The sequence below is a fragment of the Variovorax glucosi genome (assembly GCF_051216695.1).
Taxonomy (GTDB): Bacteria; Pseudomonadota; Gammaproteobacteria; order Burkholderiales; family Burkholderiaceae_C; genus Variovorax.
Map to the genome: position 1 here is coordinate 1,590,449 of NZ_JBPJZE010000001.1, position 14,436 is coordinate 1,604,884.

Genomic DNA, 14,436 nt, shown 5'->3' on the forward strand with positions numbered 1-14,436 from the left:
AACCCATGACTCACCCACGCGTTCCCTTCTTCACAAACTTCGCATTCACGGCGATTGCCCTGTCCGTGGCGTTGCTCGCAGCGCCGGCCTCGGCACAGACCCGCGCAGAGACGATGCGCTTCGTGACAGGCGGCACGGTCAACACGCTCGACCCGACCATGCTCGGCACCACGCGCGAAGCCTTCACCGTCGGCATGAGCACTTACGACCGGCTGGTTTCGTTCGGCAAGAAGAAGCAGGGCGACAACTGGGTGTTCGACCTGGAAAAGATCCGCGGCGAACTGGCCGAGCGCTATGTCGTGAGCCCCGACGGGCTGAAGATCACCTTCTACCTGCGCAAGGACGCGAAGTTCCAGGACGGCACGCCCGTCACCGCCGAAGACGTGAAGTGGTCGCTCGACCGTGCCGTCACGGCCAAGTCGCTGGCCGCCGCGCAGTTGCTGACCGGCTCGATGACCAGCGCCGACCAGTTTAAGGTGATCGATGCCGGCACGTTCGAAGTCACGCTGCCCAAGCCCGACCGGCTCGCGCTGTCGAACCTCGCCACCGTCTATCCGATCATCATCAATTCGAAGGTTGCGAAGTCGCACGCAACCCCGGACGATCCGTGGGCGCAGAACTGGCTCAAGGCCAACACGGCGGGCAGCGGCGCCTACGGCGTCGAGAGCTTCAAGCCCGGCGAGCAGATCATCCTGAAGCGCAACGAGGACTGGACGCGCAGCGCCGACGGCAAGCCCGCCGCCTTCAAGCGCGTGATCGCACAGACGATTCCCGAAGCCGCGACGCGCGCCAACCTGGTCGAACGCGGCGACGCCGACCTGGCCATCGACCTGCAGGCCAACGATGCGGCTTCTCTGGCCGGCAAAGGCAAGGTCAAGGTCGTCTCGACACCGCAGTACAACGCGGTCAGCTTCATCTCCTTCAACACGCAGATGCCGCCTTTCGACAACGTCAAGGTCCGCCAGGCCATCGCCTATGCGCTGCCTTACGACGACATGTTCAAGGCGGCGCTGTTCGGCCGCGGCAAGCCGCTGTTCAACGCGACCTGGAAGGACGGCCCGCCGAGCGCCGATTTTCCGATCGCGCAGCCGGTGAAGCTCGACCTGGTCAAGGCCAAGCAGTTGCTGAACGAAGCGGGTTTTCCGAACGGCTTCGAAACGCCCTTCGCCTTCAACCTGGGCCAGGCCAACATCGCCGAACCGATGGCTGCGCTCATCAAGGAGTCGCTGGCGAAGATCGGCGTCAAGGTCGACATCCAGAAGCTGCCCGACGCGCAGATGGCCACGCTCATCAACGAGAAGAAGGCGCCGTTCTTCACCGAGAACATCGTCGCCTGGCTGCCGTCGAACGATTATTTCTATCGCAACTTCTACACCGGCAAGCAGCGCTGGAACTACAGCTCGCTGGACGATCCGAAGCTGGTCGAAGTGGCCGAGAAGGCCCGTTTCGAAAGCGACCCGGCCAAGTACGCGGCCTATGCCAGACAGCTCAACGCGATGGCCTTCGACCTGATGGCGCAGATACCGATCTGGCAGGCCAGCCAGGACGCGGTGATGGCGCCGTCGCTCGACGGCTATGTGTACCAGTTCCATCGCCAGGTCGACTTCCGGGACGTCGCGCGGAAATGACGTGACCCTGCTAGCCACCACCCTGCGCCGCACCGGCCGGCGCTTCGTCTCCTCGCTGCCGGCACTGTTCGGAGTGCTTGTCTTCACGTTCCTGCTGATGCGCGTGCTGCCCGGCGACCCGGCCGTGTTCTTCGCTTCGGGTGCGAATTCGGGCAAGGAAGAGATCGAGATGGTGCGCAAGCAGATGGGACTCGACAAGCCGATCCCGGAGCAGCTTTTTCTCTACCTCAAGGACGTCGGCACAGGCAAGCTCGGCCGTTCGCTGACAACCGGCCAGCCGGTGGTGTCGGACATCCGGCAGCGCCTGCCCGCATCGCTCGAACTCACCTTCACCGCGCTCTTCATCGCACTCGTCAGCGCGGTGCCGCTCGGCATACTCGCCGCGTTGCGCGCGGGCTCGTTCATCGACCACGCGGTGCGCATGTTCTGCGTCGTCGGCGTCTGCGTGCCCACCTTCGTCTCCGGCCTGCTTCTGGTCTACGTCTTCTATTACATGTTCGGCATCGCGCCCGACCCGACCGGGCGGCTCGACGTCTTCGCAGGCTCGGCGCCGAACGTGACCGGCTTCCTGCTGATCGACTTCCTGATTGCCGGCGACATGGCCGGCTGGTGGGCCGCAGCAAGGCAGCTCATGCTGCCCGCGCTGACGATGGCGCTCTTCGTGCTCGCGCCCATCGCCCGCATCACGCGCGCCTCGATGCTCACCGCGCTGGGCAGCGACTTCGTGCGCACAGCACGCTCTATCGGGCTGCCGTCGTGGCGCATCGTCGTCACCTACGCCTTGCGCAATGCAGTGCTGCCGGTGCTGACCATCCTCGGCATCGTGTTTTCCACGATGCTGGGCGCCAACGTGCTGGTCGAAAAGGTGTTCTCGTGGCCCGGCGTGGCGTCGTATGCGCTCGATGCGCTGCTCGCTTCCGACTATGCGCCGGTGCAGGGCTTCGTGCTGCTGATGGCGTCGATCTTCGTGCTGGTCAACCTGATCGTCGACATCCTGTACAGCATCTTCGACCCCAGGATCTCGATCGAATGAGCACCGCCACATCAGGAACCCTGAACCACGTCGCGTGGGTGCTGCGCGGCAATCCGTTGACGGCCGTGGCTGCCATCGGCGTCGCCATCCTTTGCGTGCTCGCGGCGATCGGGCCGTGGATCGTGCCGTACGACCCGATCGCCTCCGATGTCGCGAATGCGTTGCAGGCGCCGAGCGCGCTGCACTGGGCGGGCACCGACCAGCTCGGCCGCGATGTGTTCAGCCGCACCGTGGTCGCGGCGCGGCTCGACCTGATGATTGCGGCCTCGGCCGTCAGCCTGTCCTTCGTCCTCGGCGCGGTCATCGGCAGCATCTGCGGCTACGTCGGCGGCCGGCTCGACCGCGTGGTCGGGCGCTTCGTCGACGTGCTGATGGCTTTCCCGCTTTTCGTGCTGGCGATGGCGATGGTAGCGGCGCTGGGCAACCGCGTCGAGAACATCGTGATCGCCACCGCCTTCATCAACCTGCCCTTCTACATCCGCTTCGCACGGGCCGAAGTCAACGTGCGGCGCAACGCCGGCTGGGTCGAATCGGCACGCGCCTGCGGCGACTCTCACCTGTCGGTGATCCTGCGTTTCCTGCTGCCGAACATCCTGCCGGCGATGGCTGTGCAGATCTCGCTGAACCTGGGCTGGGCGGTGCTGAACGCGGCCGGCCTGTCTTTCATCGGGCTGGGCGTGCAGCAGCCGACACCGGAGTGGGGAATCATGGTCGCCGAGGGCGCGCGCTTCATCTCGACCGGCAACTGGTGGCTGGTCGCGACTCCCGGCTTCGCGCTGATGATCGCCGTGCTCTTCTTCAACCTGCTGGGCGACGGGCTGCGCGACATCCTCGACCCGAGGATGCGGACATGAGCACAAGTTCTGAACAGCGGTTGCTGGAAATAGAGGACCTGCGCGTCAGCTTCTCGACGCGGCGCGGCATGGTCGAGGCGGTGCGCGGCGTGAGCCTTTCGCTCGACATCGGCCAGACGCTGGGCATCGTCGGCGAGAGCGGCTCCGGCAAATCGGTCACCGCGTTCGCCGTGACGCACCTGCTCGAAGCGGCCGGCCGCATCGTCGGCGGCAAGATCCGGTATCGCGGCCAGGACATCACGAACGCGACCTGGAAGACACTGCGCTCGACGCATGGCGCGGCCATCTCGATGATCTTCCAGAACCCGCGCGCGGCGCTGAATCCGATCCGCACCGTCGGTCTGCAGATCGCCGATGCGCTCAAGGTGCATACCAACCTCACGCCGGCGGAGGCGCGAGGCAAGGCACTCGATCTGCTGAAGGACGTGCTGATCCGCGAGCCCGAAAAGCGCCTGGACGCCTACCCGCACGAACTGTCCGGCGGCATGTGCCAGCGCATCATGATCGCGATGGCCATCGCCAGCGAGCCTGCGCTGCTGATCGCCGACGAGCCGACGACCGGCCTCGACGTGACGACGCAGAAGACCGTGATGGACCTGCTCGCAGCCATCACCGTCAAGCGCGGCATGGCGATGATCCTCATCACGCACGACCTCGGCCTCGCCGCGAAATACTGCAGCCGCGTGGTCGTGATGGAACGCGGCCAGGTAGTCGAAGATGCGCCACCGCTGCAGCTCTTCAGCGCACCGGCGCATCCGTACACCAGGCGTCTCGTCGCCGCATCGCCGACGCTGACATCGACCATCGCCGATCTCGTCGCGGACGCCGGTACGGCATCCGTCGCATTGAAGGTCGCGGCGCCCAGACCCGCGCCCGTACCCGGCACGCCGCTGCTGCTCGAAGTGCAGAAGCTGTCGAAGCGCTATCCCGGCGGAATCACGGCGGTGAACAACGTGTCGTTCCGTCTTGCGCGCGGCGAGAGCCTGGGGCTGGTCGGCGAATCCGGCTCGGGCAAGAGCACGATCTCGCGGATGCTGTGCCGGCTGATCGATGCCAGCGACGGCAACATCCTGTTCGACGGCGGCAGCATCGGCGACATCCCGGCAAGCGACTTCCACAAGTCGCTGCTGCGCAAAGACATCCAGATCGTTTTCCAGGACCCGCACGACAGCCTGAATCCGCGCTTCAGCGCCTTCGACTGCATCGCGCATCCGCTGCGCCGACTCGGCGGCATGTCGTCCGGCGCGGCGCTGACCAAGGCCGTGAACGACTGTGCGCTGCGCGTGGGCCTGCCGCTCGAACTGCTGGAACGTTTTCCGCACCAGCTCTCCGGCGGCCAGAAAGCGCGCATCGGAATCGCGCGCGCCATCGCCTGCAAGCCACGACTGCTGGTGCTCGACGAGCCGACGGCGGCGCTGGACGTGTCGGTGCAGGCGGTGATCCTGCAGTTGCTCGACAGATTGCGCCGAGAGGAAGACCTGGCCTTCCTATTCGTCAGCCACGACCTGAACGTGGTGCGGATGATGTGCGAGCGCACCATCGTGCTGCGCAACGGCGAGGTGGTCGAGGAAGGTCGCAGCGCCGACATCTTCAGCGCACCCAAGTCCGACTACACGCGTGCGCTGATCGCAGCGATCCCGCATTTCGAGCCGCATGCGGCACCGTTGGTTTTTGAGGCGGTGCCGGCATGAAGACGCTGATCTTCGGCGGGGCAGGATTCGTCGGCCTGAACATCGCGGCGCGGCTGCTGTCGGAAGGCGAAGCCGTGGTGTTGTTCGACCGGCTGCCGCTGCCCGATGCAGCCGTCGCAGCTTTCGACGCGCTGCCGGGTTCGCTCGAAGTGATCCGAGGCGACGTGGCCGACATGGAAGCCGTCACCGGCGCTCTGACCTACGAAATCGACAATGTCGTTCTCGGCTCTGCCGTGACGGCCGATGCAGCGCGTGAAATACGCGAACCCGAAACCATCCTGCAGATCAACCTGATGGCGTTGACGCCGATCCTGCGCGCGGCGCGGGATGCCGGTGTGCACCGTATCGTCAATTTGAGTTCCGCAGCGGCTTACGGTCGGTCCGCACTGGACGTCGCCCTGATCGACGAGACCATCGCGCCGCAGCCCACGGGTCTCTATGGCATCACCAAGTTCGCCTCCGAGATGATCGGCGGACGCATGGCGGACCTGTGGTCGCTGGACTTCGTCAGCCTGCGCCTGAGCGCCGTGTTCGGCCCGTGGGAACGCGCCACCGGCGTACGCGACACGACGAGCCCGCAGTTCCAGATCACCGAGGCCGCACGCCTAGGCAAGCCAGCGCTGCTCGCGCGCCCCGGCGTGCGCGACTGGATCTACGCGCCCGACGTCGCGCGCGCCGTGCATTCCGTCCTGCGCGCAGAAGCAATGAGGCATCGCGTTTACAACGTGTCGACGCCGGAGACCTGGTCGGTTCTGGAGTGGGGGCAACAGCTAGTGGCGCTGAGGCCGGGTTTCGAATGCCGGCTCGCGCATGAGAGCGAAACGCCGACGATCGACCTGCACTCGCCTGCCGATCGCGGTGCGCTGTCGGTTGCGCGGCTGCATGACGAGCTGGGCTGGCGGGCGGGCTTCGGCCTTGCCGATTCGGTCGTGCATCTCGACGACTGGTGCCGACACCATGCGTCGTCGCCTCGGTCATCGAAAGGAACACCGTGAGACTGCAGGACAAGGTCGCCATCGTCACCGGCGGCGGTTCGGGGATCGGCCGGGCATCGGCGTTGCTCATTGCGAGCGAAGGCGCACGCGTGGCCGTTGTCGACCGCGACCTCGACGCGGCGAAATCGACTGTCATGCAGATCAGGGCGCAAGGCGGCGAAGCACTGGCTTTCGGCTCCGATGTCGGCATGCCCGGCACCGCCGACGCCGATGCGGCCGCCGTGCGCGCGCAATGGGGTCGCATCGACGTGCTGGTGTGCGCGGCCGGCTTTTCCTGCGGCGGCACGGTGACGACGACGTCGCCGGACGACTGGGACGCGGTGTTCCGCACCAACGTCGGCGGCACCTGGCTCTGGGCGCGCGCGGCGATTCCGCAGATGCAGCGGCAGGCACGCGGGTCTATCGTCACCTTCACATCGCAGCTGGCACTGGCCGGCGGTCGCGGCAACAGTGCCTACATCGCGGCGAAGGGGGCGATCATGAGCCTCACGCGGACCATGGCGCTGGACTATGCCGCCGACGGAATCCGCGTCAACGCGATTGCGCCCGGCGCCATAGACACGCCGATGCTGGCGCGCGGATTCGCCCGGCAGGCCGACCCGGCCGCCGCACGCGAACTCTCGCTCGAGCGTCACGCGCTGGGCCGGTTCGGCAGCGCTGAAGACATCGCCGCGTCGGTGCTTCATCTGGCGAGCGACGCATCGGCCTTCACGACCGGGACCACGATGGTGGTCGACGGCGGATGGCTCGCAGGTTGAAATGGAGCACACGATGAATTCACATGGACCGGAACGGCTTGCCGAACTCGAAGCACGCATCGCGCGCGAACTGGCCAGCATCGCGCACCCGCACAAGCCCTGGCTCGTGCCGCGCACCGGGCCGGACGGCCTTCCGGCCCTCGACGTGCTGATCGTCGGCGCGGGCCAGTCGGGCAGCGCAGCCGGCTTCGGGCTGCTGCGCTCGAAGGTCGACAACATCCTGGCGATCGATGCGGCGCCGGCCGCATACGAAGGGCCGTGGAATACCTACGCGCGCATGCAGACGCTGCGCAACCCCAAGGACTACACCGGCCCCGATCTCGACATTCCCAGCCTGACCTGCCGCTCCTGGTACGAGGCGCGCTTCGGCGAGGCCGCCTGGGACACACTCGACATGCTGCCGAAAGGCTTGTGGGCCGAGTACCTGCTGTGGGTGCGCCGCGTGACAGATGTGCCGGTCGAGAACGGGACGCGACTGCTGCGCATCGCGCCGGTCGACGGCAGCGATCTGCTGGCTGCGGAGGTCGAGCACGACGGCCTGGCCCGCACGCTGTACGCACGAAAGATCGTTCTCGCCACCGGCCAGGAAGGCGTCGGCCGATGGACGATGCCCGATTCGCTCGCCAGCCTGCCGGCGGACCGTTGCGTGAACTCGTCGCAACCTTTCGACTTCGCCCGCGTGCATGGCAAGACGGTGGTGGTGATCGGCGCCGGTGCATCGGCGTTCGATAACGCGGCCACAGCGCTGGAAGCCGGCGCGGCAGCCGTGCATCTGCTGTGCCGACGCGCCGAGGCGCAAGTCGTCCAGCCCTATCGCTGGCTCACGTTTCGTGGCTTCCTGCGGCATCTCTCGGACCTCGACGACAGCTGGCGCTGGCGTTTCATGCGGCATGTGCTGAGCATGCGCGAAGGCTTTCCGCAGCCCACCTATGACCGGTGCGCCTCCCACGCTGCGTTCCGGATGCACACGGGTACCAGCGTGCGCGGCAGCCGCTTCAATGAAGCATCGGAACGCATCGAACTCGACACCGACAGCGGCATGCTGCAGGCCGACTTCGTGATCGCCGCTACCGGCATCGACATCGACTTCGCCGCCAGACCGGAGCTGGCGAACTTCGCCGACAACATCGCCACCTGGGGCGACCGCTATACGCCGCCCGCCGACGAGCAGGATGCGCGGCTCGCCAGGTTTCCATACCTTGCCGACGACTACGCCTTCAGCGAACGCACGTCCGGCACGACGCCGTGGCTGCGCAACGTGCACCTCTTCGCCATTGCATCGACGATGAGCTTCGGCGCGTCGGGCTCGTCGATCAATGCGATGACGACCGCCATTCCGAAGCTGGTGGCGGGCCTCACGCGCGGGCTGTTCCGCGACGACATCGAAGCGCACTGGGCGTCGTTCCAGGCCTACGATGTTCCGCAGGCCGTCGTCAGGCAACCAACTTCCACGGGGACCATGCCATGAGCGATTTCCTGTACGACCTCACGGTGCGCAACGGTCGCGTATCGACCGACACCGAAACCTTCGAGGCCGACATCGGCATCCGGGACGGCGTCATCGTCGCGCTCCGGAAGAACCTGCCGGCCGGCCGCGAAGACATCGATGCGGCAGGTAGCTGGGTACTGCCCGGCGGCATCGACAGCCATGTGCATGTCGAGCAGCTTTCCGGCATGGGCGTGATGTGCGCAGACGACTTCCATTCGGCGACGGTGTCGGCAGTGTTCGGCGGCACGACGACCATCATCCCGTTCGCGGCGCAGCACCGCGGCATGAAGATCCCGGAGGTGATCGCCGACTACGCGAAGCGCGCCGCGGAAAAAGCGGTGATCGATTACGGCTTCCACCTGATCCTGGCCGACCCGGACGAGACTGCCCTCACGGTCGACCTGCCCGAAGCCATCCGCAACGGCATCACGTCGCTCAAGGTCTACATGACCTACGACAAGCTCAAGCTCGACGACTATCAGCTGCTCGACGTGCTGGATCTGGCCGACCGCGAAGGCGCGCTGGTGATGCTGCATGCCGAGAACCACGACATGATCCGCTGGCTCGCGCAGCGCCTGCTGGAGCGCGGGCTCAAGGCACCGAAATTCCACGGCGTCGCGCACGATCCGCTGGCAGAAACGGAGGCGACCTTTCGCGCCGTCGCGCTGTCGCGGCTGCTCGACGTGCCGGTGCTGATCGTGCATGTCGCCGGCCAGGAAACGGTGCAGGTCATTCGCCACGCGCGAGCGCTCGGCGCACAGGTGCATGCGGAAAGCTGTCCGCAATACCTGTTCCTCACCGCCGACGATCTCGACCGGCCCGGACTGGAAGGCGCGAAGTTCTGCTGCAGTCCGCCTCCGCGCGACGGCGCTTCGCAGGAGGCGGTCTGGGAAGGATTCAAGGACGGCACGCTGGGCGTGTACTCGTCCGACCATGCGCCCTACCGCTTCGACGAAACCGGCAAGCTGCCGAAGGGCGACCAGACGGGTTTCAAGGACATGGCAAACGGCGTGCCGGGCATCGAGCTGCGCCTGCCGCTGCTGTTCTCCGAAGGCGTGATGGCTGGTCGCATCACCATCGAGCAGTTCGTCGCGCTGACCGCGACCAACCATGCGCGCATGTACGGCCTGGCGCCGCAGAAAGGCAGCATCGCGATCGGCGCCGATGCCGACCTCGCGCTCTGGAATCCGGAGCGCGAAACGCATGTGACCGCATCGATGCTGCACGACAACGTCGGCTACACACCCTACGAAGGGCGGACCCTGCGCGGCTGGCCAGAGATCGTGTTGAGCCGCGGCAGGGTCGTGGTCAGGGACAACATGCTGAATGCCGAACGCGGCTCCGGCCGCTACATCGCGCGCGGCAAGCCCGAGCCGATGCAGCGCAAGACGTCGGGCTCGCGACAAGGCGCCCTGTCCGCATGGACGAAAGGAATCGGGGAATGACGAAAGAACGCTTCGGTCTCGCGGTCGCCCAGCTCGGCCCGATCCACCTGAACGAAAGCCGCGAATCTGCTGTGGCGCGACTGATGGAAATGATGCGCGAAGCCGCAGGCCGCGGCGCGAAGCTGGTGGTGTTCCCGGAGCTGGCGCTGACGACGTTTTTCCCGCGCTACTGGATGAGCGAGGAAGACGCCGAGGCGCGCTTCTTCGAGCCGTCGATGCCGAACCCCGCGACACAGCCGCTGTTCGATCTGGCGCTATCACTCGGCATCGGCTTCTATCTGGGATATGCGGAGCGCACCGCAGACGGACGACGGTTCAACACGTCGATCCTTGTCGACGAGCAGGCGAAGATCGTCGGCCGCTATCGCAAGATCCATCTGCCGGGCCATTCGGACCACAAACCCGAGGCGCCGTTCCAGCATCTGGAGAAGAAGTTCTTCGAGGTCGGCAACGACGGTTTCGGCGTCTGGCCGATGCTAGGCACGAACATTGGCCAGTGCATCTGCAACGACCGCCGCTGGCCCGAGACTTTCCGCGTCATGAGCCTGCAGGACGCCCGCGTGGTGGTGCTCGGCTACAACACGCCGTCCTGGAACATCCACTGGACCGAGGCGCCGCACCTGCGCATGTTCCATCACCTGCTCTCGCTGCAGGCCAATGCGTACCAGAACGCGCTGTGGATCGGCGCCGCAGCCAAGTGCGGTTCGGAAGACGGCTTCCACATGATCGGCGGATCGGCCATCGTGTCGCCGACCGGCGAAATCGTGGCTCAGTCGCAAAGCGAGGAAGACGAAGTGATCTTCACGGCCTGCGACATGGCGCTAGGCGACAACTTCCGCAACCACGTCTTCAACTTCGCAAAGCATCGGCGGCCGGAGCATTACGGGCTGATCACCGAGCGCACCGGGGTCGGCGCGCCGGTGGTGAAGACGCCGCTCTAACTTTCTTGAAAGACTAGACGAGCGTCAACGACGCTTCGCCGATCCCCTCGAAGGTCGCAGTCACCTCGGCCGGACCGTCGAGCCACACCATGCCGCACCACGAGCCGGTCGTCAGCACGCTGCCCGCGGTGAGCTGGTCATGGCGGGCGACGCCGTGCTGCAGCCACTGCGAAGCCATCCACAGCGGATCGCCGCAGACATGCGCGCCTTCGTAGCGCCCCACCTGCTTGCCGTCGACCAACAGCAGTGCGACCTGCTTCGCCCAATCGACGGTCTTGAGCGGCGTCCAGTCGCCGACCACCAGCGCACCGTTCGACTGGAGATCGACCTGCCGCAGCACCGACGGCGCGCTCTGTTCGCCCTTCCAGCGGAAGTCGACCAGCTCGATCGTCACGGCCATACCGTCGAACAGCGCGGCCGGATCGTGCACGGCACGGGCGGCAAGGTCGACGGCCGAGATGTCGCGCGCCAGCCGGAAGGCAACTTCGATCTCGATGGCCAGACGATGGAAATCCTTGACCTCGAGTCGACCCGGCGATGGCTGCACCGACGGCGCAGGCAGCTTGGCGAAGGTGGCGATCGACGTGACCGATGGACCTCCGCCCTTCCAGTAGGTCGGCGCACCGGGAGCGTCGGTCCAGCCGAGTTCGGCCGCGATCTGTTCCTGCAACGTATAGATCTCGTCGGGCGTGAGTTGCGCACCGGGCCAGAGGGTTTCGTCGGCAGGGGTGCCGGTGCGACGTGCCGCGACGATCGCGGCGGAAATGGCGTTGAGGGTGTCGTTCTGCACTTGTCGTATCTTCCTGAAATTGGTCGATTCTAGGAAAGCCGCTAAAATCGGCGGCTTCCCGAAATTTGCTGCCCGCCGTTCGGCCCGGAATCTCTCCAGGTGCCGTGATGGCCACAGGGCCTGCCGCGCCTCGCGGCCAACCAGCCAGACAATCTATGAAAATCGCTCAAGAAATCCGCGCCGGCAATGTGATCATGCACGGCAAGGACCCGATGGTCGTCCTCAAGACCGAATACAGCCGCGGCGGCCGCAACTCCGCCACCGTGCGCATGAAGCTCAAGAGCCTGGTCGCCAACTTCAACACCGAAGTGGTCTTCAAGGCCGACGACAAGATCGACCAGATCGTGCTCGAGAAGAAGGATTGCACCTATTCCTACTTCGCCGATCCGCTCTATGTCTGCATGGACGAAGAGTTCAACCAGTACGAAGTCGAAGCCGAAAACATGGGCGACGCACTGAACTACCTCGAAGACGGCATGACGCTCGAAGTCGTGTTCTACGACGAGAAAGCCATCTCGGTCGAGCTGCCGACCAGCGTCGAACGCGAAGTCACCTGGACCGAACCGGCTGTCAAGGGCGACACGTCGGGCAAGGTTTTGAAGCCTGCAAAGATCTCGACCGGCTTCGAAGTGCCGGTTCCGCTCTTCGTCGCACAGGGCGACAAGATCGAAATCGACACGCGCACCGGCGAATACCGCAAACGCGTCTGATCGCGCGGCAAGAATCGAAAGGCTCCTCGCGGAGCCTTTTTTCATGGAGCATCCAATGACCGATACCACCCACGACCTTCACGACAAACGCCTCGCCGACGCATGGGCCACGCTGCAGGCCCATTCGGACAAGGGCCTGCCGCTGGACCGCGACCCGGCGCGCCTGGCCTTCGCAGACCCCGAGTTCCTGCTGCGCCGCGAAACCCGCGGTCTTCGCATGCAGCTCGAACTCATGAAGCCCGACCTGCAGATGCGCGAGCACGGCATCGAGAACACGGTCGTGGTCTTCGGCAGCGCGCGCTTCCGCAGCGAAGAAGAATCGGCATCGCTGATAGCCAAGGCCGAAGCCGCAGGCGACGCCACGGCAGCGGCACGCTGGCGCAAGCTGGGGCGCAATTCGCACTATTACGAACAAGCGCGCGCCTTCGGCAAACTCGTCGCGGAATACAGCACCGACAAGGCGGCCAAAGACAAGCTCTTCATCTGCACCGGCGGCGGCCCCGGCATCATGCAGGCGGCCAATCGCGGCTCGCATGAAGGCGGCGGCCTGAACATCGGCCTGGCAATCGCGCTGCCGATGGAAGAAGAAGCCAATCCGTACGTCACGCCTGCGCTGAGCTTCAAGTTCCATTACTTCGCGATCCGCAAGATGCATTTCATGATGCGTGCGAAGGCGCTGGTGGCGTTCCCGGGCGGCTTCGGCACGCTGGACGAGCTGTTCGAAGTGGTCACGCTGGTGCAGACGCGCAAGGCGAAGCCGGTGCCGATCGTGCTTTTCGGCTCGGCCTATTGGAAGCGCCTGATCGACTTCGATTTTCTGGTCGACGAAGGCGTGATCTCGCCGGACGACGTGAAGATGTTCGAGTATGTCGACGCACCGGTCGATGCGTGGGATTCGATCAAGCGTTTCTACAAGCTGTAAGCCAGGCTCTAAGGCCGCACCTTTAATCCGAGAACGCCGCGCGAACCCAGCGCGATCACGCCGCCGACGACCCAGAACACGCCACCGATGCCGATGACGGCGCCGATGGAGCCGAAGAGCATCGGCATGGCGACGCTCGATGCGTTGATGACCATGAGCCGAAGACCCAGCGCTTCGCCATGGCGGTCGTGCGGCGTTATCTGGTGCAGCATGCTCATGACCATCGGCTGCACCGAACCGAGCGCGAAGCCGAGCACGACCGAGCACAATGCCATCGCCCAGGCCGAATACAGCAGCGGATAGATGCAGAAGACCGCAGCCGTCACGATGGACGAGGCCATGATCACGCTGCGCTCCGTGGCCCGTGCCGCCACCAGCGGAATGATCAGACGCACCACGGTCGCGGCGATGGCGAAGCCGCCGAGGATGGAGCCGATCACCGAGGCGCTCAGCCCGCGCTCATGACCCAGGATGGGCAGGACGAACGCATGCACGTCCCAGCTCGACGATTGCAGCCAATTCACGAACAGCAGGCGCCGGAACATCGGCTCCCGCAGAAGATGCCACGCCGACTTCCGCTCTGCGCCGACCGGCGGCGGCACATGTTCGGTTTCCCGGGCCGATCGGACCATCAGCAGACAGACGATGGGCGTCAGCGCCAGCACGCCGAAGGTGACGCGGAAAGACAGCAGGTCCGAAGGCAGGCGACCCGCATGATCGATCAGCAGACCAGCCAGGAAGGGACCGAAAAAATTGGCGGCAGCCGGTGCAATGGCGAGCCAGCTGAACATGCTTTTGAGCTCTACCGGATTGCTCGCCGAACGCCCGACGTGACGCTGCAGCGATATCACGGTGACGCCGGTGGCCGCGCCGGTCATCAGCGCCGCAAGGCACATCACGGGGAAGTATGGAAAAGCCATGGCCAGACCGGCGCCGCCCGACGCGGCGATCACCGACAGCGACATCGGCCGCCGCAAGCCGTGCCTGTCGGCGAAGCGCCCCGCAGGAAGGGACAAAAAAACTTGGCTGAGCGCGAAAAGCGAGATCAACACGCCGACGGCTGCGGCGCTGTAACCCTGCTGGAGCGCCAGCAACGGTGTCGCGAGCCGCATTCCGGCCATCGTTGCGTGGAGAAAGACCTGCGCACCGATCAACCGGAACAGCTCGGAACCCTTCATGC

The 14,436-nt window shown here is 65.4% G+C and carries 13 protein-coding genes; 11 read left to right on the forward strand and 2 right to left on the reverse strand.

What is annotated here, in order from left to right; translation table 11 throughout:
- Positions 1-5: 5 nt before the first annotated feature.
- Genes ACSFA3_RS07500 through ACSFA3_RS07540 form a run of 9 tightly spaced genes read left to right on the forward strand, consistent with a single transcriptional unit; the run spans position 6 to position 10,834 of the window.
- Positions 6-1,628 (forward strand): ABC transporter substrate-binding protein, encoded by a 1,623-nt coding sequence (locus tag ACSFA3_RS07500; protein WP_435504736.1) that lies wholly within the window; start codon positions 6-8, stop codon positions 1,626-1,628.
- Position 1,629: 1 nt separating this feature from the next.
- Complete coding sequence (locus tag ACSFA3_RS07505) at positions 1,630-2,661, forward strand: ABC transporter permease (RefSeq protein ID WP_435504737.1); 1,032 nt, start codon at positions 1,630-1,632, stop codon at positions 2,659-2,661.
- Positions 2,658-3,515: an ABC transporter permease gene (locus ACSFA3_RS07510; protein WP_435504738.1), complete on the forward strand. Its 858-nt coding sequence runs from the start codon at positions 2,658-2,660 to the stop codon at positions 3,513-3,515. Before ACSFA3_RS07505 ends, ACSFA3_RS07510 begins: the two co-directional genes overlap by 4 nt.
- Positions 3,512-5,206, forward strand: a complete 1,695-nt coding sequence (locus ACSFA3_RS07515) for a dipeptide ABC transporter ATP-binding protein (protein WP_435504739.1) — start codon at positions 3,512-3,514, stop codon at positions 5,204-5,206. Before ACSFA3_RS07510 ends, ACSFA3_RS07515 begins: the two co-directional genes overlap by 4 nt.
- Positions 5,203-6,201 (forward strand): NAD-dependent epimerase/dehydratase family protein, encoded by a 999-nt coding sequence (locus ACSFA3_RS07520; protein ID WP_435504740.1) that lies wholly within the window; start codon positions 5,203-5,205, stop codon positions 6,199-6,201. Before ACSFA3_RS07515 ends, ACSFA3_RS07520 begins: the two co-directional genes overlap by 4 nt.
- Complete coding sequence (locus tag ACSFA3_RS07525; protein WP_435504741.1) at positions 6,198-6,959, forward strand: SDR family oxidoreductase; 762 nt, start codon at positions 6,198-6,200, stop codon at positions 6,957-6,959. Before ACSFA3_RS07520 ends, ACSFA3_RS07525 begins: the two co-directional genes overlap by 4 nt.
- A gap of 13 nt (positions 6,960-6,972) precedes the next feature.
- The gene (locus ACSFA3_RS07530) at positions 6,973-8,427 is read left to right on the forward strand and encodes an NAD(P)-binding domain-containing protein (RefSeq protein WP_435504742.1); all 1,455 of its coding nucleotides are present in this window, start codon (positions 6,973-6,975) and stop codon (positions 8,425-8,427) included.
- Positions 8,424-9,893 (forward strand): dihydropyrimidinase, encoded by a 1,470-nt coding sequence (gene hydA, locus ACSFA3_RS07535; RefSeq protein WP_435504743.1) that lies wholly within the window; start codon positions 8,424-8,426, stop codon positions 9,891-9,893. The genes ACSFA3_RS07530 and hydA overlap by 4 nt, the downstream gene beginning before the upstream one ends.
- A complete protein-coding gene (locus ACSFA3_RS07540; RefSeq protein ID WP_435504744.1) occupies positions 9,890-10,834 on the forward strand; it encodes an N-carbamoyl-D-amino-acid hydrolase in 945 nt (314 codons plus the stop codon). The genes hydA and ACSFA3_RS07540 overlap by 4 nt, the downstream gene beginning before the upstream one ends.
- A gap of 13 nt (positions 10,835-10,847) precedes the next feature.
- On the opposite strand, the gene ACSFA3_RS07545 is transcribed toward ACSFA3_RS07540, so the two are convergent.
- On the reverse strand, positions 10,848-11,624 hold the full coding sequence (locus ACSFA3_RS07545) for a fumarylacetoacetate hydrolase family protein (RefSeq protein ID WP_435504745.1): 777 nt from the start codon (positions 11,622-11,624) through the stop codon (positions 10,848-10,850).
- A gap of 155 nt (positions 11,625-11,779) precedes the next feature.
- Here ACSFA3_RS07545 and efp point away from each other — a divergent pair, with 155 nt between their 5' ends.
- Together efp and ACSFA3_RS07555 are read left to right on the forward strand one after the other, a co-directional pair.
- On the forward strand, positions 11,780-12,334 hold the full coding sequence (gene efp / locus ACSFA3_RS07550) for an elongation factor P (RefSeq protein ID WP_435504746.1): 555 nt from the start codon (positions 11,780-11,782) through the stop codon (positions 12,332-12,334).
- A gap of 55 nt (positions 12,335-12,389) precedes the next feature.
- On the forward strand, positions 12,390-13,256 hold the full coding sequence (locus ACSFA3_RS07555; protein WP_435504747.1) for an LOG family protein: 867 nt from the start codon (positions 12,390-12,392) through the stop codon (positions 13,254-13,256).
- An 8-nt stretch (positions 13,257-13,264) separates the two neighbouring features.
- Here ACSFA3_RS07555 and ACSFA3_RS07560 read toward each other — a convergent pair whose 3' ends face one another.
- The gene (locus tag ACSFA3_RS07560; RefSeq protein ID WP_435504748.1) at positions 13,265-14,434 is read right to left on the reverse strand and encodes an MFS transporter; all 1,170 of its coding nucleotides are present in this window, start codon (positions 14,432-14,434) and stop codon (positions 13,265-13,267) included.
- Positions 14,435-14,436 lie beyond the last annotated feature (2 nt).

What these genes read in the sequence shown, in the direction of transcription:
- ACSFA3_RS07500 (WP_435504736.1), top strand. Translation starts at nt 6, where the DNA reads ATGACTCACCCACGCGTTCCCTTCTTCACAAACTTCGCATTCACGGCG.
- hydA (WP_435504743.1), top strand. Translation starts at nt 8,424, where the DNA reads ATGAGCGATTTCCTGTACGACCTCACGGTGCGCAACGGTCGCGTATCG.
- ACSFA3_RS07530 (WP_435504742.1), top strand. Translation starts at nt 6,973, where the DNA reads ATGAATTCACATGGACCGGAACGGCTTGCCGAACTCGAAGCACGCATC.
- ACSFA3_RS07510 (WP_435504738.1), top strand. Translation starts at nt 2,658, where the DNA reads ATGAGCACCGCCACATCAGGAACCCTGAACCACGTCGCGTGGGTGCTG.
- ACSFA3_RS07560 (WP_435504748.1), bottom strand. Translation starts at nt 14,434, where the DNA reads ATGAAGGGTTCCGAGCTGTTCCGGTTGATCGGTGCGCAGGTCTTTCTC.
- ACSFA3_RS07515 (WP_435504739.1), top strand. Translation starts at nt 3,512, where the DNA reads ATGAGCACAAGTTCTGAACAGCGGTTGCTGGAAATAGAGGACCTGCGC.
- ACSFA3_RS07555 (WP_435504747.1), top strand. Translation starts at nt 12,390, where the DNA reads ATGACCGATACCACCCACGACCTTCACGACAAACGCCTCGCCGACGCA.
- ACSFA3_RS07540 (WP_435504744.1), top strand. Translation starts at nt 9,890, where the DNA reads ATGACGAAAGAACGCTTCGGTCTCGCGGTCGCCCAGCTCGGCCCGATC.
- ACSFA3_RS07520 (WP_435504740.1), top strand. Translation starts at nt 5,203, where the DNA reads ATGAAGACGCTGATCTTCGGCGGGGCAGGATTCGTCGGCCTGAACATC.
- efp (WP_435504746.1), top strand. Translation starts at nt 11,780, where the DNA reads ATGAAAATCGCTCAAGAAATCCGCGCCGGCAATGTGATCATGCACGGC.